A 23,506-nucleotide genomic window follows, 5' to 3' on the forward strand; every position below is an offset into this window, starting at 1 on the left:
TTGAAAAGATTGTGAATTTAAAGCACTATTTCACTTAACACGGCTTTATCTACTAAAACTACCTTTATGAGATCAACCAAAATTCAAGGCAAAAAGAGGAAGCTTTGGCAATACCGGGATTTGCCAAAGCATAAAAATATCCTCCTGCTAGCTTTTGCTACTAGTTGTATTTATTTACCGGGAACCGCGTTTTCGAAAAATCAAAATACCAACCATTTCGTTCAACAAAACCAAGTCGCGCTAACGATCAAAGGTGCCGTAAAGGATAAAGAAGGTCATCCAATGCCTGCCGTTTCTATTGCTATTAAAGGAACCGGGAAAGGAACTATCACCGATGCCAATGGTAATTTCTCACTCAATGCTACGAAAGGCGATATACTCGAGTTCTCTTTGATGGGGTATAAAGTTGTGCGTGTAACCGTAGGCAACGATACGAATCTTACCATTACAATGGAAAGCGATGTGGCCGCTTTAAATGAAGTGATGATTGTTGGTTTCGGTACGCAAAAGAAAGCCGACTTAACGGGGGCTGTTGCGCAAATTGGTGCCGAACGCTTGCAAAACCGCCCTATTGCAAACGTTGGTCAAGCTTTACAAGGGGTGATGCCCAACTTAAACATTACCGTAGGAAACGGTAAGCTAAATACAAAACCATCTTACAATATTCGGGGTGGTACTTCTATTGGCTTAAATAGCGATAACCAGTGGGAAGTAACCACAGGCTCGCCGTTAATCTTGGTCGATGGCGTTCCCATGGATATCAACCAATTGAATCCCGAAGACATTGAATCTGTCACGATGTTGAAAGATGCATCCGCCGCCGCTATCTACGGCGCCCGTGGTGCCTTCGGCGTTTTATTGGTGAAAACAAAATCCGGTAAGCGCGACGACCGCGTGCGCGTAGATTACTCCAATTCCTTCCAATGGAGTCACGCCGCTGCCGTCCCCAACTTACTAGACGCTGCCACTATTCAACAAGCGCTCGTAGATGCCGAAACCCTGGAGAACCGCTCGCCCTCAACAGATATGTTGGCAAAGCTCGATTCCATTAAAGCATACATGGCCGACCCACTCCATAAGAACCCATGGTTCATGAACGGCAACAATATCGTTTGGATCGGTAACGTCAATCCTTACAAAGAAGCGCTGCGCGACTATGCCCCCATGCAGAAGCATAACTTATCCTTCTCGGGTGGTAACGCAAAAACTAGTTTCTACGCTTCTTTAGGTTACCAAGGTCAAGAAGGTTTGTTCACGATGAACACCGAAAAGCAAAACCGCTATAACGTAATGCTTAACCTTACCACGGCAGTAAATGATTGGTTCAAAATCGACTTCCGCAATTCCTACAACAACAGCACCTACACCGAACCCGTTTCGCCATCAGGCAAAGGCGGATGGTGGACGGCCATGGCGCAAGAACCCGGTCGTAATGTAAACATGCCTATTAAAACCCCGGCTAATTCCCCGGTAGGCGTTATGTACACCGATAATATCCTCGCTTTCATGGATTACGGTTCTACTAATAAAACCAAGGATGAAACCACGTTGATCACTGTTTCCCCAACCCTTACACCAGTAAAAGGCTGGAACATTAAAAGTGATCTTTCCTATAAATCGTATAACAACGGCTACAAAACCGTGGTACCACAGTTGCGACGTATAGAAAATAACTGGACGAATCCTACCACCGCGCATACCAATCCCGATTACGTAGATCGTTACACGAGCCACTCGAACCAATACACGATCAACCTTTATACCGATTACACCCGCACCATCAACCAAAACCACAATCTCTACGGCTTGGTAGGTTTCAACCAAGAATGGTACACGGATGAATCGCTCTACGGTAAACGCGAGAATTTATTAAGTCCCGGCATCCCGGTAATCGACCAATCCCTCGGTAACCAATATGCCGACGATTCCGAATCGCACTGGGCCGTACGCGGTATATTCTACCGTTTAATGTACAACTACAAAAACAAGTACTTCGTACAATCTAACGGTCGTTACGATGGTACCTCGCGCTTCCCTTCCGATCGTAGATACAAACTATTCCCATCCGTATCTGCCGGTTGGAGAATTACCGAAGAAGGTTTCGCCGAAGGCATTAAAAACGTTATCAACGATTTCAAAATCAGGGGTTCTTATGGTAGCCTTGGTAACCAAAACGTAGCGAATTACATTTACATTCCTACCTACGGTACTACTTCTCAAATTAGTTACTTGCTGAACGGTATTCGCCCGCCAGGTATTACACCACCCGGCTTAGTAGATGCAAACCTTACATGGGAAACAGCCACCACCATCGACTTTGGTTTTGATATGGTAGCGTTTAAAAACTGGGAAGTAAATTTCGATTACTACAAACGTAGAACGAAAGATATCTTAACACCCGGTACAGCATACCCTTCCGTACTAGGTACATCTGCACCCACGCAAAACGTAGGTGAGTTATTAACCACCGGTTGGGAATTAACCACCAAGTACCATAACACTACTTCCTTTGGCTTAAACTACAATGTAGCCTTTACCCTAGGCGATTACCAAAGCGAAGTAGTGAAGTTCGAAGGCAACCCCAATAAGCAATTATCCACGCTATATGCCGGCCAAAAACTGGGCGAAATCTGGGGCTATGTAACAGAAGGTATCTTCCAAACACAAAAAGAAATTGACGAAGCACCTATCCAAAGTGCTATCCAAAGCGGTTTGTGGTTCCCGGGCGATATTCGTTACAAAAACCTAAACGGCGATACAGCCATTACCAATGGTGCTAACACGGTAGATAACCCCGGCGATCGTAGAATTATTGGTAACAGTACCCCTCGTTTCCAATTCGGCGTAAATATCGATTTGCAATACAAAGGGTTCGACTTTAACATGTTCCTGCAAGGTATTGGTAAACGTGATGTATGGATCGGTAACAGCTTATACTGGGGCGCTGGTTCTACAGGCACTTGGGAAGTATATAACAATTCTTGGACGCCGGATAGAACAGGTGCATACTACCCAGCTTATAAAAACAAGGCCGGCAACAGGCAAGTACAAACGCGCTACTTGGAAAATGGTGCTTACTTAAGAATGAAGAATATTTCGTTAGGCTATACCGTTCCCAAAAACATCACGGAAAGAATTAAGTTAAGCCGCGTTAGAGTATACGCTGCTGCCTACAACTTATTCCAAATCTCGAAACTGCCTAGCACCTTCGATCCAGAATTATTAAGCTCTAACTACCCGATCCTGAAATCACTTGCCGCAGGTATCCAAGTGTCATTTTAACCAATTCAAATTCGCACAGCCATGAAAAGATCATTCTATATATGCCTGGTAACGATGCTGTCTGTGATGGCATTGCCCGCTTGTAATAAAGAGTTTCTCGACAGGTACCCGCTCGATAAAATAACAGATAATACCTTCTGGAAATCGGGGAACGATTTAGAAATCTATGTCAACAGTTTCTACCCAAAATATATCATCGGTTTCAGCGATGCCTGGGCCGACGGCACAGTGGCTCCTTATGGTGTGAACGCCGCCATTTTACCTTATGGTGATGTAATTAGCGATAACGCTGCGCCTAATAGCTATGCACGTGTTAGCGCCAATCAATATAACGCACACCTTAGCGGCGCCGCCGGTTCTGGTGGATGGAATTACGCCAATATTCGCGCACTCAATTACTTTATCGATAACTACGAAAAAGCACCTATTACGCCGGCTGAAAAAAATGTGTACCTCGGTGAAGTATATTGCTTCAAAGCATGGGACTATTTCGAAAAAGTAAAACTATTCGGTGATGTATCTTGGCTATCACATTCCTTGCAAACCAATTCTCCCGAACTATACGCAGCCCGCACACCACGCGGAGAAGTTATGGACTCCGTAATGGCATTATTGGATAAAGCAATTGCGATGCTGCCAATAAAAGGGGCCGAAAAATCGGGCCGTTTGAATAAGGATATGGCCCTGTTCTTAAAAGCCCGTGTAGGTTTACACGAAGGTACATACCGTAAATACCATACCGATTTAAAACTCGACCCAACGGCCTACTTAAAGGCTGCCGCCGATGCATCGGAAGAGTTGATTAATAGTGGTCGCTACGCTTTGAAACAAGGCACCACAAGCAGCGTTTACTTCGATCTATTCGCTACAGAATCCTATAAAGGCAACACCGAAATTATTCTCGCAAAAGAATACAGCGCAACGCTCAATTATGGTGCTGCGTTCAGTCGCTATTTCGCACAGAACCTACGCCACCAATTCGGTGCAACGCGTAGCTTGGTAGATGAATATTTGTGTACAGATGGTTTAACCATTTCTACTAGCCCATTATTCAAAGGCAAAGACTCTATTCAAGCCGAGTTTACCAACCGCGATCCACGCCTTACACAAACAATCGCCAATTTCGGTACCTACAACCTCGCTGTAGGTGTAACCAGTGGCGCCGATAATGCACCCAAACCCAATATTCCGGGCCTTTCAGGTAATAAATGCCCTACGGGTTACCGCGTAGCCAAATGGTTCTATAATAACCCGGTTGATTGGGATCGTATTACGAACGGTATGCAAGCCGCGCCCGTTTTCCGCTATGCTGAAATACTCTTAACATACGCCGAAGCGAAGTACGAACAAGGTGCCATCACCCAAACGATTATCGATAAAACCATCAACGCTTTACGTGCAAGGGTAGGCATGCCAGGTTTAACCATCGGGCAAGAACCTGCCGATACCCGTTTAGATAATATCTACCATCAATATCTTAGCTACCCAGTTGCGCCTTTACTTCGTGAAATTCGCCGCGAACGCCGCGTAGAAATGGCTTTCGAAAATACACGCTGGCACGATTTAATGCGCTGGAAAGCCGGCCGCTTGTTAGAAGTGCCTGTAGAAGGTATCAAGTTTGTACAAGCACAATTCCCGAAAGTAGTGATTAACAAAGATGTGTATCTAAGTAGCGAAGGATTCCTGTTACCGTATTATAAAACATTACCTACAGGTAGAACATTCGACGAAAATAAACAGTATCTTTTCCCTATTCCTATCGCGGATATTGTACTCAATAAAAATTTAGGCCAAAACCCAGGTTGGGAACAACCTTAATATTTCAATCAAAATCAACATGTTTATGAGAAAGTATGACTTGCGAAGGATAGGCTTGCTGCTGTTGCTCTGTGTGACGATGTTTGGAAATGCCAACAGTCAAACTACAAAACAACCTGTAGCCCTCAAACACGGTGCACACCGCGTAGGTAAACGTACCGATGCCGACATGGCCAAGTGGCGCAGCTACGGCCTCGGCCAGTTTATTCACTGGGGCTTATATTCTATACTCGAAGGAAAGTATAATGGCAAATATTATAACGGCGCCGCCGAATGGATTCGCTCTTGGAAAGAAGTGCCACACGCCGAATACGATTCATTATACAAACAATTCAACCCGGAAAACTTTAACCCCACCCAATGGGCAAAGATGGCCAAACAAATGGGCGTGAAATACGTGACGTTTACAACAAAACACCACGACGGTTTCTGCCTATGGCCTAGTCAATACACCCAATACACCGTTGCTAACTCGCCTTACAAAAAAGACATTGTGAAGCAAGTGGTAGATGCCTACACGAAAGAAGGTATCGACGTGTATTTATACTTCTCGGTAATGGATTGGAGCCACCCCGATTGGCGTACCGACCTCAAAACAAAAGAGGACAGTGTAGCTTTCGATCGCTTCAAACTATTCACTAAAAACCAACTCACCGAGCTACTGAAAATGTACCCACAAACAAAAGGTTTATGGTTCGACGGTACCTGGGATACAAGTTGGAAGAAAAGCGGTGCCTTCAGCGATTCGTTGGAACAACATCTTAAATCCCTCATCCCTGGTTTAATCATTGGATCCCGCTTACGGGCCGATGAATTCGGTAACCGCCACAACGATGCCAACGGGGTATTAATGGGCGACTATGAACAAGGCTGGGAACGTAAAATCCCGAAAACATACGCCGATGTACATGGTAACGACTGGGATTGTGTAATGACCATCCCCGAAAACGGATGGGGCTATGCAGAAAAATGGCTTGGCCATTGGAAAACCTCGTACGAATGTATAGAAATGACGACCCAATGTGTATCCCTCGGTGGCAACTTCGTCTTAAACTTCGGCCCTAAAGCCGATGGTACTTTCCGCCCAGAAGAAATCACTGTTGCCAAAGAAATGGGCGATTGGATGAAAGTAAACAACGCGGCGATCTATGATTGTGAATACGCTAACTGTGAAAAACAAGATTGGGGCTATTTCACTAAGAAACAAAACGATGATAAAATCTATATGGTCGTATTCAACGTGCCTATCAACGGTAGCTTGAAAGTGAAATTGCCAAAGAACACAAGCATCGGTAAAGCCAGCTTATTACAAGCACCTAGTACAGTACTAAGTACCGAGCAGTTAGATTACAATGCTTCCTATATCCAATTACCAAAGGGCATGAAACCTACATCGCCATTCGTAATAGTGATCGATACGAAGCAGCAAAGCCAAGTTGAAACAGAGCAAAAAGCAAAAACATAGTTCCCGCATATGCAAAGAAGAAATTTTATACGCTGGTCGTCGCTACTAGGCATCATGGGTTTTGTGCCTGCGAAAGAAAGCGCCGCTAACATCATCGATGTACAAAGTAAAACACCCGCTAAGGGAGACGACCGCGCTTATTGGGTGCATTTATTAGATAAGATGTCCACGCCGGTATTGAGCAATATGAGCCAAGATAAATTGCGTGAGAATATGCCCATGGAATATAGTCCTACTTGGGATGGTAGGAATAAAGAAGTGGGATATATGGAAGCCTTTGGTCGACTCATCGCGGGTATTGCTCCATTCTTGGCCCTGCCCGTAGATGATTCCGAAGAAGGAAAAATTCGCAAGCGCTTGCTCTTACAAACACAGCAAAGCTTAGCGCATGCTGTAAATATGGCCAGTGCAGATTACCTGTATTGGGGCGACGAGAAAACACGTCAACCTATTGTAGATGCAGCCTATATCGCGCAAGCATTTCTATATGCACCGAAAGCATTGTGGGAACCGCTTTCTCAAAAAACAAAGGATCAATATATCAACGAGTTCAAAGCCATGCGCGTTATTAAACCGTTTAACAGCAATTGGTTGTTATTCGCTGCCATGGTAGAAACGTTTTTATTGAGTATCGGGGAAGATTTTAATGCAGAAAGAATCGATCATGCCATCGACCAAATTACGAGTTGGTATGTGGGTGATGGTTGGTACAGTGATGGCGATCTTTTCCACTTCGATCATTACAACGGGTACGTTATTCACCCTATGTTGGTAGATGTGTTAAGAGTGAACGTGGAGAAAGGACGCCGCCCGCAAGCAGCCTACGATCAAGCCTATAAGCGTATGCAACGGTATGCATCCTTCCAAGAACGATATATTTCACCGGAAGGTACCTTCCTCGTAGTCGGCCGTTCATCCACGTACCGTGTAGGCGCTTTCCAACCACTCGTAAAAGTAGCATTGGAAAATAAATTGCCCAAAGGTATTTCCCCGCAACAAGTAAGAAGTGCATTAACTGCCGTGATGAAGAATATGTTTGTACCGAAAACCTTCCGCAAAGGCGATTGGCTAACATTGGGTTTAGTGGGAGATCAACAAGCCGATCTTTCCGATTATTACTCGAATACCGGCAGCATGTATATTACATCGCTCGTGTTCTTAGCCCTTGGCCTCCCTGCTTCACATGAATTCTGGAGCGGCGATTTCGCCGAGTGGACACAGCGGAAAGCATGGAGTGGAAAACCTTTCCAAAAGGATTATGCAGTTGATTATTAATGAATGAAGATGAAGAAAATAATTAGCACAGTTGTTATTGCATTGCTCTGCCTACAAACCTTTGCCTTTGCACCAAAAGATTCCTTACTGGCACCGAAGAAAATTCTAGCCATCATGGAACGCGTAGGCGATTGGCAGATCAACGAATTTCGACAAGATCATATTAAATGGCCTTGGTGGGATTGGACAAATGGCGCCTTGTACACTGGCATTGTAGAACTAGGCAAGCTCAGCAAAAAGCCGGTATACAACCAGTTCTTACAAGAAGTAGGCAACAAGAATGATTGGAATACAGGCCATCGCAGGTTCTTCGCCGATGATTATTGCGTAGGTCAATTGTATGCACAACTTTACATGCAATACAAGCAACCTGTCATGATTGCCAAATTCCAAGCACTCGCCGACAGCATTGTCAACAAGCCACATACCGAATCGCTAGAATGGAAAAATAGCATCCAATTACGCGAATGGGCATGGTGTGATGCCTTGTTTATGGGCCCGCCCGCATTAGCATACCTATCTACAGCCACGGGCAACCCGAAGTACCTCCAAACTGCCGACGAACTATGGTGGAAAACAACCGCCTACTTATTCGACAGCACCGAGAACCTCTATTTCCGCGACAGTAAATACTTCCTTCAAAAAGAAGCCAACGGCGCGAAAATGTTCTGGGCAAGAGGTAATGGCTGGGTAATGGGAGGTTTAGTAAGAATGCTGGAAAACATGCCGAAAAACTATCCTAACCGCCCAACATTCGAAGCCCTCTTTAAAAAGATGGCAAAGAAAATTGCAGCTATCCAACACGAAGACGGTACCTGGCACACCGCCCTGCTAGACCAAGCCAGCTACCCATCAAAAGAAACTAGCGGCACCGGTTTCTATGCTTATGCCCTCACCTGGGGTATTCGCCATGGTATATTACCGAAGAAAGAATACTTCCCCGTTGTGCAAAAAGCATGGTATGCATTGGTAAGCGCCGTTCACCCAAATGGTAAGCTAGGCTTCGTGCAAAAGATTGGCGAGAAACCCGGCGTAGTGGATTATAATAGCACCGAAGTATACGGCGTAGGAGCCTTTTTACTAACAGGTAGCGAATTATACCGCCTATTACAACGTTCATAATTGCGATTGATTTTCTAATAAGCAAGCAAAGCTGTGTTCTACAGCTTTGCTTTTTTTATGCGGGGAATTGATGTACATTGAACCACGATAAATAGCCTAACTATGCTACCAGTAATCCTTTTGATGCTATTGCCACATCAACAATATGATGCTACTAAATATTTTCATAGCCACAAAGAACACTGTAGTGTATCGTATAACACCATTTGGGATATAGAAATCGCCCTTAATGCAACAGGTAGTTTTGCCTTGGTTTTTGAGAAGCGGAAAGACAACCATTTACAAGAGGGTTATAAAGTAATTGGGTATTATGAAGAAAAAAGCGATACCCTAAAACTACAAGCTTATGGAGCATTGCAAGCAACAGGTGGTTGGAAGAACGCTACTTTGGTAAAACATCATGAAAGCTATCAATTGGTAAGTGGTGGGTGGACTACTTTAAAGGAACTTATACCAGGTAGAAGCCCTTACCTAGTGAGGTAACAGCCAGCACTACAAATAGCCTTGCAAGAGCGGTACCCCAAAGATATAACACACCGATTTTTTTATCCCAATGACGTTGAAGATTGAAGTGTTTTACTAAATTTATAACACAATGAACTACCCTATAAACGACAATACTGATATCCTTATCCGCCTTAACCGAAACGATTCCGTTACGCTATTATTCCATATTGCAGATAATATCTACGAAATAAGAAGCTTGGTATCGATCGACGATACAATGCCTCTTCTGATGGGCACCATGCATAGTTTGTTAGAGGGCAAAGATGATTTTGTATGGTCTTTCTGCAATTATGATGAATGGAATCATATTTATATCAAAAGAAAGCCTCATCAGCCTGAGCTGTTGATAATAGAAAGTAAAGAGTCTGGTTCTAGAGAACCCTTTTCTACTATTTTTCAATTTGAAGTCGAGCAAAAACAGTTCTTACTTACATTGTATTACCAACTCAAGAAAATTGCCCATTTAATGACGAACGAGGTATATGCAGAAGATAGAAAAGCAGCTTTCTCAATCGACACGTTCCAAGCATTACAAGCAGCTTTGCATGCAAGTTATCCGCAAGATGTAGTGCTAGGTTTATTTTAGGGAGAATAGATATACGAACATGCAGTATACCATACAACATATCGCGCAACAATTCAACATCCCAATTTCGTCGGCAACACATTTCCTGTCGAAGTTCTCCAAGGTGGAATTACTACGCGGTACTGTTTTCCAAGCCGCCGGTAAAACATGTCATAGCATTGGCCTCATAGAAAGCGGGCTCATGAAATGCGTATTCCACAAAGATGGCGAAGAAGTTGTATTCGAGTTCGCCTACGAAAACCAATTCATAGCCGATTACTATAGCTTTGTTACACAACAGCCCTCCGAAAAAGAAATCGTGTGCCTAGAAGATGCCATTGTATATGTAATTGATCGCGAGACCTTACGTGCCCTTGCAGAAGATATGCCCTTTGTTGAAGACATGAATAGGAAGATGAATGAATTCCTATTCCTCAAAATGCACGATCGCCTCAAATCCCAACTCCTTCATACCTCCACCGAACGATACGAACAACTAATCGCAGAAAGACAAGATCTTGCCAACCGTATTCCACAATACTTACTGGCTTCCTATGTAGCTGTAGCCCCTGAAACCCTTAGCCGCATCCGTAAGAAATTGGCAAGCCGGTAGTGTTTCTTGACCAAAGTCAACCACTCCCCGCAGCCCCACACCGTACCTTTATACCAAAAATGGACGCCCTTTCACACTTACTACAACAAACCCGCCATACACACTCTTGGACGCACAAGTTAATTGATGACATACCCATTGATAAGTGGCACATCATCCCAAACAACATGCAATCCAATATTACTTGGCAAGTAGGTCATTTGGTCGTAAGCCATTATTACCACGCTATTTGGGCAATCCAAGGCCATCAAATGAATATCCTGCAAAGCATCCCGTTACAGCAGTACGCCCAACTCTTCACCGCCAATCCACCCAAGGAAGCTGTGAACCAAATAGATATACCACAACTCCTCGCTGATCTCCACACCATGGAGCAAACATCCCTCAACATCATCGCACAGCTAACCGAACAAGCACTTACAGCCCCCTTGGAACCCATTACGCCCACCCATCCCATTGCCCATAACAAGCTAGAAGCCATCGATTGGAATATCCATCACACCATGTGGCATTGTGGACAAATAGCCATGATCCGCCGCAGTGTTTATCGTAAAATGGAGTTCGGGTTACAATTGTAACACTTACACTACCAGCCAGCTGGCATGTATTTCCCATGTAATAACTAAGTAATGCCCAAGTAAATGACATGTAGCACCCATGTAATGTCCATGTAATTGATGGCTATATCACTCATTTTCATGCCTTTGTAAGGGTGTCATTTCCTTGGGGTACACCCGTAATTTTGTCGTGTTTACTTCGAGAGATAGGCAAAATGTTATTGCCTTCATTCTAAGGCATTAACAACTAAAAGCTTGTTTTTATATAGTTGATAATCAGTGCCTAAATCGGCTACTGACAAGGGGTTTGAGGCAATAGTTAGGCTTAATTTTTGCTCATGTAATAGGGAAATATGCTATCGTTCATCCATAAATTTCATCCAAATGGGCAAACTTGTACACATGCCGTTCAAACAGCTGGAACGGGTATCATTCTACCCCACTAAAAATGGGTTCATTACCACCACCCCTTACCGTAAACCCACTAACTGGGACGCGGAGCAATACGAGAAAATACGGTCACATCGCAAAGAGTTCGGGCGTGCCGCGCAGGTAGCGGCCGATATTCGCTTTGGTTTCAAAGAAACAATGGAATTGTTTCCTGATAGTACCATGTACAGGAGGCTATCAACCGAATTATTGAAAGTGATTAAAAGCGATACCACGCATATACGGGGCGAACGCACCGTGGAAGATGGTCGTATTGATATGTTAATGGGCTTCGAGTTTAACAAGGACGTTCATTTCAAACGCACCTTCAATACGCCATACCAAGTAGCTATAGATAGAACAAAAGGCACGGCTACTGTAGATATCCCAGCCTTCTCACCCGCCAATCGCTTGCGAGCACACAAACACGCTACCCATTACAAGCTAATGCTAACGGTACACGCCATCAATTTTGATACAAATGAAATGGACAGTGTAAGTACTACCACCACTACTATGGCAATTGCCAAGCAAACTAACGAAGGAATTACACTAACAGCTAAGTTCCAGCAACAGGAACACCGGCATATTTTCGTATCGCTGGGCGTAATATTTATTGAAATGTTACAAGGGCGAGCATACGACATCCGTGGTAAGCACTGCAATGCCATGAGCATTATTGCAGTATCGGAAAAGCAAGCGGTTATGCCATCGGTACAGGAAAAGAAGGAAACACGGGCTGTAATTATACCGGCTGTTCAAATGCTGTTAAGTCAACGAGCAGCTGCCATGCGGGTGAATGAAAAGGGCGCACTAACGCCACCACCCCCTTGTTGGAACAGAAAAGCAAAAGGAAAGAAACGAACATCCATTATTCCACCGAAGCCGCGGGTTTCAACTTCATCCCAACCAGCACGGGAATAAAAATAGTGGTTATAATTATACTTAGCATGGTAACCGACGGGTGAATATTATATACCGTTTGGATATTGTGTGCAAATTGGGTAATGAATTCAAAAGCAGCCAGTAGTCCAAAGAAAAGTACGACTAACAATACCTTGTTGAAGTAAATACCGTAAATACGGTTGATGAAAAACGTAACAGCGGCCGAGAGGTATAAGGCGTGGATAACATTCGCGATGATGATGTTCTCTATACTAACCGTCATCATAATCACAATAAAATCAACACAAATAATAAAGGCAGATATCGCAAAGATGTAGAGGAAACTGAAGATGCCCCAAATTTCCTTTTGGGCCATTAATACGGAAACTGCAAAAATTAACATGTACACCACTACGTTCACAATACCGTTCATGTTGGGCACCGTGTAATTAACAAATGTCCATATTAACATCAGTACAATGTACACCAAAAGAGAACGACTGAACAACCCGGTTTCGAATGTTAATTTTTTCATAGGGCGTAAAAATACTATTAAATCCCATGCAAGCACATACCTTTTGTATGCGCCTGCATGAAATACCCTTAGCGAACCGAAAACATAAACCCAATGCCGTATACATTCCTAATGTTCACCTGCTGATCCTGCCGGAAGTATTTACGGAAGCGGCTAACGAATACATCCAGGCTACGACCTACAATGTAATCGTCGGTACCCCATACTTGCGACAGTATCTCTTCCCGTTTCAATACCTTGTTGGCATTGTGGAAAAGATAGAGCAGTAAATCGCTTTCCTTCTGGGTGAAAATGATTTCCTTGCCGGTAGCATCGGTAAACGTAAGACTATCGGGTTGGTACCGCATTTGCCCGATCTGTAAGAACGAGTCGCGCTTTTTGTGTTGGCTGGCTTGATTGCGTTTAATGATATTCGACATTCTAAGCACCAATTCTTCCGCATCGAAGGGTTTAACGATATAATCGTCGGCCCCGAGGCGAAGGCCCGCTAAACGGTCTTCTTTTTCATTCCTAGCGGTAAGGAACAAGAAGGGTAGTTGTGGATAAAGTTGCCTGATATCTTTCGAGAGATCGAAGCCGCTTTTACCGGGTAAGTTAACATCCAACAATACGATGTGGAAAGGAGTTTCGCTGGCAGCAATGGTGGACGTAACTTTATGAGCGTCCGATACCCAGGAAACGCTAAACTGCTGGAGCTCTAAATACTGTTTAACTAAATTGCCTAAATCGGCTTCATCTTCTACAAGTAATACGTGGTACGACATGTTTTGCTATGCTTTTATAGGAATCGTGATGATGAACCTGCTGCCTTTGTCGAGCACACTCTTTACCTCGATCTGCCAGTGGTGGGCGAGTATACACTGCTTCACGAAATATAAGCCTATGCCCAAGCCCTTTACAGGCGAGCTTTTGTGATCTTGATAACGGTAATATTTATCGAATACATGCTGTATGGTATGCTTGTGCATACCAATACCGTTATCGGTTACTGTTAATTGAATGTTGTTCGTGGAAATACCTATGCTGATAGTGACTATTTTATGTTCGCGCTCGTTGTACTTAAACGCGTTATCGATTAAGTTCTGTAATAAGGTGGTGAAATGAAAAGGATCGGCTTCAACTAAAATCACCTCCGCTGAAGGTTGAAAAATGATTTGTTGCGATGCTTGTAATTGCAAACGGTAGGTTTCTATGATCTCTTCCACTGTTGTATGTAAGAACAACTGCTCTTTTTTTACCGGTAATAGCCGCACATTCGTAAACTCCAAAACGCGCGTCACCAAGTGCCGTAGGCGTTCCGACTGCCTTTCTATAATCTGTGCCATCCGTACCGTTTTAGGAGGACATTCTTCATTGTTGGCATGTTGGATATGTAACGATGCCATAATAATGGAAGTAATAGGTGTGTTAAGTTCGTGGGTAACGTTATTAATGAAATCGGATTTCATATTCGATAAACGGATTTGTCGCATCCAGTTTCGGATGGTGAGAATAAAGATCACGATCAGCGCTAATAATGTCACCACAGTAGAAGTAAACGTTCCGCGCATTTGTTCAAGAATAGCGAAGCGCTTGTTATATGGTTGGGCATGTAATTGAAAATTCATCGCGTAGGAATTAGGTGCGGGCCTGCTGATACCTACCCCTGAAATTTTGTTGCTATTGGTGAGTTCGAAATTATCGGGATGGAAAAGGAGTCCTTTTTCGTGTTGCACAGCTTGGGGTATACCTGGGATTTTCAAGGAGGCGTTGTAAAAAGGCACGTACGATTTGCCATCGAACGTGAGATCGATACGGCGAATAAGGAACGAGAAGCGGAGGCTATCGGGTATACCGGCTTCTTGTAGGAGTTCGGCAATAAGGGCATGCCCGGTATTATGTGCGTTGACTTCTTCGAATATTATCCGGATGAGTTGGTTAGAAAAGACCCTGTATTGTTGCGGGTTGTGGTAATATAGATGGGATAACTTTTCGAATTGGGGGTGTAGGATAGAGTCGACAATGGCATGCGTACCGGGGTACACCACGTCGTTGGCGATGGCCTTGCCATATAATTGGTTGAGCTTATCCTTTTTATCATAGTAGAAGCGTTCATTGAGCAGTTCGTACGTATTGTACAATAAGAATAACTGCACAGCAATTAACGCGATGAAACAGAAGATAGTAACGCTGATATATATTCTAAATTGACGTTGCATAACAATCGGTTGGCAAATAAGGACGGATGTGTATTCGTGGATTACCCAGTTACAATTGTAACTTTACAATTCATTTACAATTGCTTTAATATTGTTTACGATTTGTTTGATTTTTATTGACAACATTATTCATATTCCTTCTCTATTTTAGCATCGAGATATTTTTTTGATGTAGTGAAAAATCGATTTAGCAAAGGCATAGAAAAAATTGTATTGTATATCAATGATTAGGTCTTGTAATAAGTGATAAACTATTCTAGCGAGTATCCTGTAACCTCGCCACGTTTTCGAATACAATCAGTACAATCCTTTCCTACGGCACAAACATTAACTATTAAGATTTCGGTTGACGGTATAAAAATAACAAGTTAATGCTTTTTTAAAAATATGTTGCTAAATCGATTTAGATAATATAAAGAGTACATTTTACACATTTAATTATTCAACCAAAATAATTCTCCCTCGCAAGGGGAAACAATTACAGTCTAAACAAATTTCCATGAGTAAGAAATTATCTCGCGGGCGGAGTATTCCCACTGCCCGTACGGTAGCCTTATGCCTATCCTCGTTGTGCCTAGCAGCAATGGGACAAGATGTATATGGCGCTGTTCCACGGTACGCAAGCGCGCCCGGGGTTACTGTAACATCTGCCAACCGCCAAGATGTTAAGATCTCCGGTGTTATTAAAGACAAGTCGGGTAAGCCAGTGCCCGGTGCCACCATTAAAGTAGTAGGTACCAACCGCGGTACTACCTCCGGCATCGATGGTTCCTTCTCCGTAGAAGCCGATCCAAAAGGCTCGCTTGAAATCTCCTACATCGGTTTTAAAACACAAATCGTTACTATTAACAACTCTGTACTCCTCGATATTACACTGGAAGCAGAAGAGGGTAATATGAACGAGGTGGTAGTGGTAGGTTTCGGTCGCCAAAGGAAAATTAGCCTTGTAGGGGCACAATCTACGATCAAAGTAAGCGAGTTAAAGCAACCCGTAGCGAATTTAACCACCGTATTGGCCGGTAGAATTGCAGGTATCGTAGCAGTACAACGTAGCGGCGAACCTGGTCACGATGACGGCGACTTCTGGGTACGTGGTATCTCTTCTTTCACCAACGGTCCTACCCGTCCTTTAGTATTGGTAGATGGTGTGGAAAGAAGCATTGCCAATATTGACGCGCAAGATGTGGAATCATTCACCATCTTAAAAGACGCCTCTGCTACGGCTGTATATGGTGTTCGCGGTGCGAATGGTGTAATTATTGTGAAAACGAAAACCGGTAGATCAGGTAAACCTCGTATCAACGTAGAATACAACGAGGGCTTAACCCAATTCACCAAAATCCCTAAAATGGCCGATGGTCTTACGTACATGAAGCTCGCCAACGAAGCTTTAGAAACACGTGGTCATACACCAAAATACTCCCAAGAATACATTAACAATACGGCGAATAACACGGATAAATACCTATACCCGAATGTTGACTGGATGGATGCGATCTTCAACAGCTTCGGTAACAACCGCCGTGCAAATATGAACGTAACAGGTGGTGGTAACACGGCTAACTATTACGTGTCGTTAGGTTTCTACGACGAGAAAGGGATGTTTAAAACCGACGATCTCGCGAAGTACAACCAAGCGATCAAGTACCGCCGTTACAACTTTACGAGTAACTTGAATGTGAAAGTAACGCCAAGTACTACGATGGATTTGGGTATCCAAGGGTATATTTCCAATGGTAACTACCCGGGTGGTGCTGTAAACATCGATGGTAACGGTAACATTAACCTCAGCTCTACTTACATTTTCGAGCAAGCGCTTTGGATTCCGCCGGTTGAGTACCCAATTATGTACCCCAGTAACTTCGTACCAGGTCGTAACCCGAACGGTGATCAACGCAACCCGTATGCCGACGTTACACGCCGTGGTTATGCCAACGAATTCAAAAACCAACTATATTCCAACGTACGTCTTACCCAAGATCTTAAGATGCTCGTGCCAGGTTTAAGCTTCACATCGATGTTCTCTTTCGATGCGTTCAATGCCAACACCTTAGCCCGTACAAAACGTGAAGATACTTACGTACCAGATCCTGTTACACCGTACAAACCCGATGGTTCTTTGAACCTCGTGCGTACTTTCCAAGGTAATAACTTCTTGGGCTACAATGCCAACAGGAGCGGTAACCGCCGTTTCTATACCGAGTCTTCTTTGAACTACGATTCTACCTTCGGGAAGCACCACGTAACGGCTTTGATCTTGTATAACCAAACCGATTATTTAAACCCATTTGCTGGCGATTTCACCCGTAGTATTCCTTACAGAACACGCGGTGTGGCCGGTCGTGCTACCTACTCTTGGAAAGATCGTTATTTCGCGGAAATCAACGCCGGTTATAACGGTTCTGAAAACTTTGCGCCGAACAAACGTTACGGTTTATTCCCTGCATGGGGTATTGGTTGGGTTGTGTCGAATGAAAACTTCTTCGTGAACTTCAAACCAGTGGTGTCCTTACTTAAATTCCGTTTCTCCGATGGTAAAGTAGGTAGCGGTTTACTGGGGTCTGGTGATAATGCTCGTCGTTTCGCCTATGTTACCTTGTTGAATGACAATGCTACAGGCTACACCTTCGGTTCTGGTCGTACTGGTTTCGCAGGTATTAACGTAAGCGATTACGCAGTAGACGTTACCTGGTCGACTGCCCGCAAAATGGATTTCGGTGTGGACTTACGCATGTTCAACGACCAGTTAGCGATTACGTTCGATTACTTTAAAGAACACCGTACAGGTATCTTCATGCAACGTGCAGCGGTACCTAGCTTCGTGGGATTAACGAACAACCCTTGGGGTAACCTAGGTGTTGTGGATAACCAAGGTATCGATGCAAGCATCGAGTACAATACGAAGATCGGTGAAGTGAATATCGGCTTAATGGGTAACATCACTTACAATAAAGATAAAGTGATTGAGAACGATCAACCGATCCCGAAATATCCTTGGATGGATCGTCGTGGTACCAACATCTTATCTCGTTACGGTTACGTAGCTGAAGGTTTATTTACTTCTGATGAAGAAATCGCGAAAAGCCCTAAACCAGAAGGTGCAGGCTTGAAACCGGGTGATATTAAGTACAGGGATTTGAATGGTGATGGTAAAATTGATGCCTTCGATCAAACAAGAATTGGTCGTGGCGACTTACCGAAGATCGTGTACGGTTTTGGTATTAATCTCTCTTATAAAAACTTCAACTTGGGTACCTTCTTCCAAGGTCAATCTGATGCAGATGTAATGTTAAGCGGTCGTGGTATTATGCCATTCAATGGTGATGGAGGTGTAAGTAACGTGTACGCGGTTGCTACAGATCGTTGGACACCGGAAAACCCAAGCCAAAATGTATTCTATCCACGTTTAGCATTCGGACAGGCCGAGAACTATAACAATACTTTGCCAAGCTCTTGGTGGGTAAAGGATATGAGCTTCTTACGTTTGAAATCGGCGGAATTGGGTTACACTTTACCTAAGCGCTGGACAAAACGTGCCGGTATTGCGTCTAGCAGAATCTACTTGATGGGCTACAATTTGCTTACGTTCAGCAAATTCAAATTATGGGATGTGGAACTTAGCACGTCTAACGGCGGGGTATATCCAAACATCACTACGTTCTCTGCAGGTATCAACATTCAATTCTAATCCAAGACTACAACTAACATGAAATATTTAAAAATAGGCACGGTGGCATTATTTGCTATGATGCTCAATGCCTCCTGTCAAAAGGGTTTCCTCGACCAAGTACCGGATGACCGGTTAACGTTGAAAGAAACGTTTTCTCGCAAAAGCACCGTCGACAAGTACTTGGCGAATGTGTATTCTAAAATTCCAGATGAATATAGCCAACGTTATGTAGGTAACAACAACGCCGGCCCTTGGACGGGTGCGAGTGATGAGGCTGATTTCACATGGGGTTTCGTTACCTCAAACTCGATGAATATTGGTGGTTATGATCCAACTTCTGGTTGGGTGAAAAACTTCTGGTCGAGCTACTACCAAGGTATTAGCGCTGCCACGTATTTCCTCGATAACATTAACCAGTGCGCGGATTGTGGTCCTAATATCACCAAACAATACACTGGCGAAGCAAGGGCTTTACGCGCTATTTATTACTATTACTTGATGCGCATGTTTGGTCCGGTAGTAGTATTGGGTGATAAAGTAATTCCACCAGATGCAGGTTTCCCGCAAGTGCAATTGCCACGTAATTCCTTCGATGAATGTGTTGATTTCGTCGTGACTGAATTGGATAAAGCGGCAGCAGACCTTCCACCAACTTCTGCTACCGACGATTTAGGTAGAATTAACCGCGGCATTGTATTGGCGATCAAACAAAAAGTATTGTTATTAGGCGCTAGTCCTTTGTACAATGGTAATCCTGATTACGCTGCGTTAAAGAACCGCGACGGTAAACAATTAATTAGTCAAGCTGCGGATGTTAACAAGTGGAAACGTTCAGCAGAAGCCGGTAAAGCCTTCATAGATGAATTTGTTACCACCGGTAAATTCAAATTATACCGTAAGAACGATGCCTTGGGTAACTATAGCCCGTACTTATCGTGCCGCGATGTAATGTTAGATGATTGGAACCCGGAAGTGATTTATGCCCGTGTACCGGGTAACGTAACCTGGCTACAATACGAGCGTACACCCTACCATAGCGGTAGCAATGGTGAGGCCCGTGGTTCTGGTGGTTTGGGGGCAACACAAGCTATCGTAGATGCTTATTTCACTTCAAATGGTCGTAGTATCGACGATCCATTAGCGAACTATGTAAAAACAGGCTTCTCAACAGTAGCTACGCCATTTGCAGAAGCGGGTACGTATAACCAATGGGTAAACCGTGAGCCCCGCTTTTACGTGGGTATTACCTTCAACGGTAGCATTTGGCAGTATACGAAATACGGTAATATAAAAACGATTACAGAGTATTCTGGCAACTCGGGTAAGAAAGTGGGTGGTAATGACTATTCACCAACCGGGTACATTGTTAGGAAGAATGTGTTTGTAGGTAACGTAAACGCAGGTAACCGCACCTTGGTATTGTTACGTTTGGCGGAAGTGTATTTAGATTACATCGAAGCATTGAACGAAGCAGAACCGGCAAACGCCGACATTCTTAAATACCTCAACGAAATTCGCGACCGCGCGGGTATTCCAACATATGGCTCTGCTGGCTTGCCTGCACCGGTTGGTCAAGCTGCCATGCGTGAAGCCATTCGTAAGGAGCGCCGTGTAGAATTAGCCTTTGAAAACGCGCGTTACTTCGATGTACGTCGTTGGAAGATTGGTGAAACAACGGATAATGGTGCAGCATATGGCTTAAACATCAATGCAGATGGTGCTGCCTTCTATGAAAGAACCATCTTTGAAAACCGTGTGTTCACCAAGAAACATTATTTGTTCCCGATACCACAGTCGGAAATCGACATCGATAAAGAAATGATACAGAATACTGGTTGGTAATTTATTCGCTCTACCAAACAAGTATTGCATGCCGGCGGGGGCTCTTGTAAGAGCTCCCATGCCCGGGATGTATGCGCAGAATAGAAAATGCTGGGAACGAACATCCACGTCAATATCTCTATCCACATTTTCATAACCAAAATCCATTTATCATGCGTACAATTGTAAAATTAGCCCTGTGGGGTATTGCACTATGCAATAGCCTGCAACTCCTTGCGCAAACGGATATCACCAATAGTAGTGGTACACTAACGGCGCAGTACAATGATTCTCCAACCGGGGAAGACATTAGCAAAGTGATCGATAACCTTGCTTCTACCAAGTACCTTACGTTTCATAGCTCCGCTTGGATTGGCTTCCAAACACCGAGTGCCGTAGTGGTGAACAAGTACACCATTACTTCTGCCAATGATGCCGACACCCGCGATCCCTTATCGTGGACCTTTTCAGGCTCGAATGATGGTACTACATGGACCACACTCGACACACGTAGTAACGAAGACTTCCCTTCCCGTTTACAGCTCCGGGAATTTACTTTCAGTAATAGCACGGCGTACCAGTACTACCGCCTGCAAATGAGCAATAATAGCGGTACCATTTTGCAACTGGCAGAATGGGAGATTTTCACCGCCGGCTCTTCCTCCATTGTTGATATCACCGATTACTCGGGCGGTACTACCTCGGATCAATACAACGTAACAGGTGCAGAAGGCAATGCGAAATTGATTGATAATAGTATCTTCTCGAAATACCTCACCTTTAATGCTACAACTTGGGTACAGTTCCAAGCCGCTAATAGTGCTGTTGTAACTTCATACGCCATTACTTCGGCTAATGACGCTCCCACCCGCGATCCCAAAAACTGGACCTTCCAAGGGTCGAACGACGGAACCAACTGGACAACCTTGCATACTGTTACCAACCATGCGTTCCTCAACCGTTTTCAAAAGAGCAAATTTTCGTTTAGCAACACAACTTCTTACACGCGCTACCGCTTAAACATTACAGCCAACGCAGGTGCCACCATTACCCAATTAGCAGAATGGGAAATTTACGGCGTAGGCACCGGTACAATTCCAGCACCCGCTGCCCCTACTAGCTTAAGTGTACAAAATGTTTCCGGCAACCAGAACATCCTTACTTGGACAGATAATGCCACGTCGGAAACTCAATTCCGTGTAGAGCGTTCCAGCAATGGATCTACTTGGAACTTGTTACGGAATGCACCTGCCAATACCTTCCAAATAAGAGATACAGGCTTAACGGGCGGCAATACTTTCTACTACCGTGTACGTGCAGAGAATGCCACTGCATCATCGGCCTATAGCAACACCGTGAATACAACTACTGTGGCGAATGATTTCCCTCAAACATGGCAAGAGCACTGGTTTGAGCACAATCAAATAGTGAACAAGGTATACTCCGATCAGCATGTGGCAATTTATTTCGATAATGATATGAGCACGTCTATTACATGGATGAATAGCGTGGTATCGCAAGCATGGGCTTATACCAAAAGCTTGTATGGTGGCTTTAGCGATCCAAGGTTATATGCTGTATTCCACCAGGATAAATACGGTGGTGGTTCCCCCGCTACCTATTTTGTAGGCGACCGCGATTACCGTAATGCTATTTGCCTAGGCTCTAGCGGCAACTGGAATTCTGCTACCGGCTGGAATTTGGATGCTACCATCCACGAAATTGGTCATATCGTAGAAGGCGCTTCAAGAGGTGTAAAAGAATCGCCGGCCTTCCCATTATGGGGCGATAGCAAATGGTGCGTGATTTACCAGTATGATGTATACCAAGCATTGGGTTGGACGGCAGAAGCTACCCGTTGGTACAACTCCAGCATGGCTACAGTAGATAGTTACCCGCGTGCCAATACATATTGGTTTAGAGATTGGTTTTACCCGATTTGGAATAACTATGGGCATGGGGCAGTACTTGCCAACTACTACAACTTACTATCGCAATACTTCCCACAACAGAACCAGGTGTATGCCCGTAACTTGAATTGGGGCGAGTTTGTACATTTCTGGAGTGGTGCAGCCGGTGTAAACCTAAAAGCGCAAGCTACCACCGCCTTCGGTTGGACAAGCGAATACGAAGCGCAATTCAACCAAGCTCGTATCGATTTTCCATTTACTTACAACGATAACTTGTTGGCAAATGTAGAAGCCATGGCAAAAGCCGCGAATGATGCTAGTCAACAGAAAGCAATCGTTAGCGCCGAGCAACAAGCCTTCGATAATAGTATCCGCGTATGGCCGAATCCATCGAGCGATAAAATCGTTCGTATTGCAGGGCCAGCTAAACAGCAACGTTTATCAGTTGAGATTTATAGCTTAAACGGCGTGCGTGTGTATACAGGCGTTATTCAACAAACAGCGAATATCAACCTGCAAGCGCAAGCAGCGGGTGTGTACTTCGTTATTTGTAGGGATGGTAAAATGACTTCTACGAAAAAGATCATTCTTCCGTAGGAAGAGTTTTGGTAATAAATATCCTAATGCAGAGGGCCGTCTCTTTCACTGAAGAGGCGGCTTTTTTTGTCCGCTTAACATTTTGCCCAGTAGATAAGTTGCATATCAATAATTGATTTACAAGCAGCCAGCATGTTCATAATCGAACATTAACCCCGTTCGTCACCATTGGTCATAACAATCATGGCCGTCAATTTTACCTTTCTTATTTTCAGTTGACCAATATCGAATCGTTAGAACTTGTTAACTACAGAATC

16 protein-coding genes are annotated in these 23,506 nt (G+C 44.0%); 13 read left to right on the forward strand and 3 right to left on the reverse strand.

Going from position 1 to position 23,506, the window contains the following annotated elements:
• Positions 1–66 precede the first annotated feature (66 nt).
• The 10 genes from LX64_RS01380 (at position 67) to LX64_RS01425 (ending at position 12,557) form a co-directional block, all read left to right on the forward strand.
• Complete coding sequence (locus LX64_RS01380; RefSeq protein ID WP_111595808.1) at positions 67–3,282, forward strand: SusC/RagA family TonB-linked outer membrane protein; 3,216 nt, start codon at positions 67–69, stop codon at positions 3,280–3,282.
• A gap of 21 nt (positions 3,283–3,303) precedes the next feature.
• Complete coding sequence (locus LX64_RS01385; RefSeq protein WP_111595809.1) at positions 3,304–5,100, forward strand: RagB/SusD family nutrient uptake outer membrane protein; 1,797 nt, start codon at positions 3,304–3,306, stop codon at positions 5,098–5,100.
• Positions 5,101–5,125: 25 nt separating this feature from the next.
• Positions 5,126–6,565, forward strand: coding sequence for an alpha-L-fucosidase (locus LX64_RS01390; protein ID WP_170132804.1), 1,440 nt, complete (start codon positions 5,126–5,128; stop codon positions 6,563–6,565).
• 9 nt (positions 6,566–6,574) lie between these two features.
• Entirely contained in the window at positions 6,575–7,840 is a 1,266-nt protein-coding gene (locus LX64_RS01395) for a DUF2264 domain-containing protein (RefSeq protein WP_111595811.1), read from the forward strand.
• A 9-nt stretch (positions 7,841–7,849) separates the two neighbouring features.
• Complete coding sequence (locus LX64_RS01400; protein ID WP_111596323.1) at positions 7,850–8,962, forward strand: glycoside hydrolase family 88/105 protein; 1,113 nt, start codon at positions 7,850–7,852, stop codon at positions 8,960–8,962.
• A 102-nt stretch (positions 8,963–9,064) separates the two neighbouring features.
• Positions 9,065–9,445 carry a hypothetical protein gene (locus LX64_RS01405; protein ID WP_111595812.1) on the forward strand — a complete coding sequence of 127 codons (381 nt, stop codon included), beginning with the start codon at positions 9,065–9,067 and terminating at the stop codon, positions 9,443–9,445.
• Positions 9,446–9,557: 112 nt separating this feature from the next.
• Complete coding sequence (locus tag LX64_RS01410; protein ID WP_111595813.1) at positions 9,558–10,055, forward strand: hypothetical protein; 498 nt, start codon at positions 9,558–9,560, stop codon at positions 10,053–10,055.
• Positions 10,056–10,074: 19 nt separating this feature from the next.
• On the forward strand, positions 10,075–10,647 hold the full coding sequence (locus tag LX64_RS01415) for a Crp/Fnr family transcriptional regulator (protein WP_111595814.1): 573 nt from the start codon (positions 10,075–10,077) through the stop codon (positions 10,645–10,647).
• A 59-nt stretch (positions 10,648–10,706) separates the two neighbouring features.
• The gene (locus LX64_RS01420) at positions 10,707–11,225 is read left to right on the forward strand and encodes a DinB family protein (RefSeq protein WP_111595815.1); all 519 of its coding nucleotides are present in this window, start codon (positions 10,707–10,709) and stop codon (positions 11,223–11,225) included.
• Between the two features lie 363 nt (positions 11,226–11,588).
• On the forward strand, positions 11,589–12,557 hold the full coding sequence (locus LX64_RS01425) for a hypothetical protein (protein ID WP_111595816.1): 969 nt from the start codon (positions 11,589–11,591) through the stop codon (positions 12,555–12,557).
• Here LX64_RS01425 and LX64_RS01430 read toward each other — a convergent pair.
• From LX64_RS01430 to LX64_RS01440, 3 genes are all read right to left on the reverse strand, one after another.
• A complete protein-coding gene (locus LX64_RS01430) occupies positions 12,505–13,053 on the reverse strand; it encodes a hypothetical protein (RefSeq protein WP_111595817.1) in 549 nt (182 codons plus the stop codon). The two genes, LX64_RS01425 and LX64_RS01430, sit on opposite strands and share 53 nt — an antisense overlap.
• A 68-nt stretch (positions 13,054–13,121) precedes the next feature.
• Positions 13,122–13,817, reverse strand: coding sequence for a response regulator transcription factor (locus tag LX64_RS01435; protein WP_111595818.1), 696 nt, complete (start codon positions 13,815–13,817; stop codon positions 13,122–13,124).
• Between the two features lie 6 nt (positions 13,818–13,823).
• On the reverse strand, positions 13,824–15,251 hold the full coding sequence (locus LX64_RS01440; RefSeq protein WP_111595819.1) for a sensor histidine kinase: 1,428 nt from the start codon (positions 15,249–15,251) through the stop codon (positions 13,824–13,826).
• Positions 15,252–15,750: 499 nt separating this feature from the next.
• On the opposite strand from LX64_RS01440, the gene LX64_RS01445 reads away from it, so the two are divergent.
• The 3 genes from LX64_RS01445 (at position 15,751) to LX64_RS01455 (ending at position 23,249) form a co-directional block, all read left to right on the forward strand.
• The gene (locus tag LX64_RS01445; protein ID WP_111595820.1) at positions 15,751–18,939 is read left to right on the forward strand and encodes a SusC/RagA family TonB-linked outer membrane protein; all 3,189 of its coding nucleotides are present in this window, start codon (positions 15,751–15,753) and stop codon (positions 18,937–18,939) included.
• 18 nt (positions 18,940–18,957) lie between these two features.
• The gene (locus LX64_RS01450) at positions 18,958–20,763 is read left to right on the forward strand and encodes a RagB/SusD family nutrient uptake outer membrane protein (protein WP_111595821.1); all 1,806 of its coding nucleotides are present in this window, start codon (positions 18,958–18,960) and stop codon (positions 20,761–20,763) included.
• A gap of 152 nt (positions 20,764–20,915) precedes the next feature.
• The gene (locus tag LX64_RS01455) at positions 20,916–23,249 is read left to right on the forward strand and encodes a discoidin domain-containing protein (protein ID WP_111595822.1); all 2,334 of its coding nucleotides are present in this window, start codon (positions 20,916–20,918) and stop codon (positions 23,247–23,249) included.
• Positions 23,250–23,506: the final 257 nt, after the last annotated feature.

Source organism: Chitinophaga skermanii, assembly GCF_003259335.1.
GTDB classification, from domain to species: domain Bacteria; phylum Bacteroidota; class Bacteroidia; order Chitinophagales; family Chitinophagaceae; genus Chitinophaga; species Chitinophaga skermanii.

Coding starts and splice junctions, on each gene's coding strand:
- LX64_RS01380 (WP_111595808.1), top strand. CDS start 67: ATGAGATCAACCAAAATTCAAGGCAAAAAGAGGAAGCTTTGGCAATAC.
- LX64_RS01385 (WP_111595809.1), top strand. CDS start 3,304: ATGAAAAGATCATTCTATATATGCCTGGTAACGATGCTGTCTGTGATG.
- LX64_RS01390 (WP_170132804.1), top strand. CDS start 5,126: ATGAGAAAGTATGACTTGCGAAGGATAGGCTTGCTGCTGTTGCTCTGT.
- LX64_RS01395 (WP_111595811.1), top strand. CDS start 6,575: ATGCAAAGAAGAAATTTTATACGCTGGTCGTCGCTACTAGGCATCATG.
- LX64_RS01400 (WP_111596323.1), top strand. CDS start 7,850: ATGAAGAAAATAATTAGCACAGTTGTTATTGCATTGCTCTGCCTACAA.
- LX64_RS01405 (WP_111595812.1), top strand. CDS start 9,065: ATGCTACCAGTAATCCTTTTGATGCTATTGCCACATCAACAATATGAT.
- LX64_RS01410 (WP_111595813.1), top strand. CDS start 9,558: ATGAACTACCCTATAAACGACAATACTGATATCCTTATCCGCCTTAAC.
- LX64_RS01415 (WP_111595814.1), top strand. CDS start 10,075: ATGCAGTATACCATACAACATATCGCGCAACAATTCAACATCCCAATT.
- LX64_RS01420 (WP_111595815.1), top strand. CDS start 10,707: ATGGACGCCCTTTCACACTTACTACAACAAACCCGCCATACACACTCT.
- LX64_RS01425 (WP_111595816.1), top strand. CDS start 11,589: ATGGGCAAACTTGTACACATGCCGTTCAAACAGCTGGAACGGGTATCA.
- LX64_RS01430 (WP_111595817.1), bottom strand. CDS start 13,053: ATGAAAAAATTAACATTCGAAACCGGGTTGTTCAGTCGTTCTCTTTTG.
- LX64_RS01435 (WP_111595818.1), bottom strand. CDS start 13,817: ATGTCGTACCACGTATTACTTGTAGAAGATGAAGCCGATTTAGGCAAT.
- LX64_RS01440 (WP_111595819.1), bottom strand. CDS start 15,251: ATGCAACGTCAATTTAGAATATATATCAGCGTTACTATCTTCTGTTTC.
- LX64_RS01445 (WP_111595820.1), top strand. CDS start 15,751: ATGAGTAAGAAATTATCTCGCGGGCGGAGTATTCCCACTGCCCGTACG.
- LX64_RS01450 (WP_111595821.1), top strand. CDS start 18,958: ATGAAATATTTAAAAATAGGCACGGTGGCATTATTTGCTATGATGCTC.
- LX64_RS01455 (WP_111595822.1), top strand. CDS start 20,916: ATGCGTACAATTGTAAAATTAGCCCTGTGGGGTATTGCACTATGCAAT.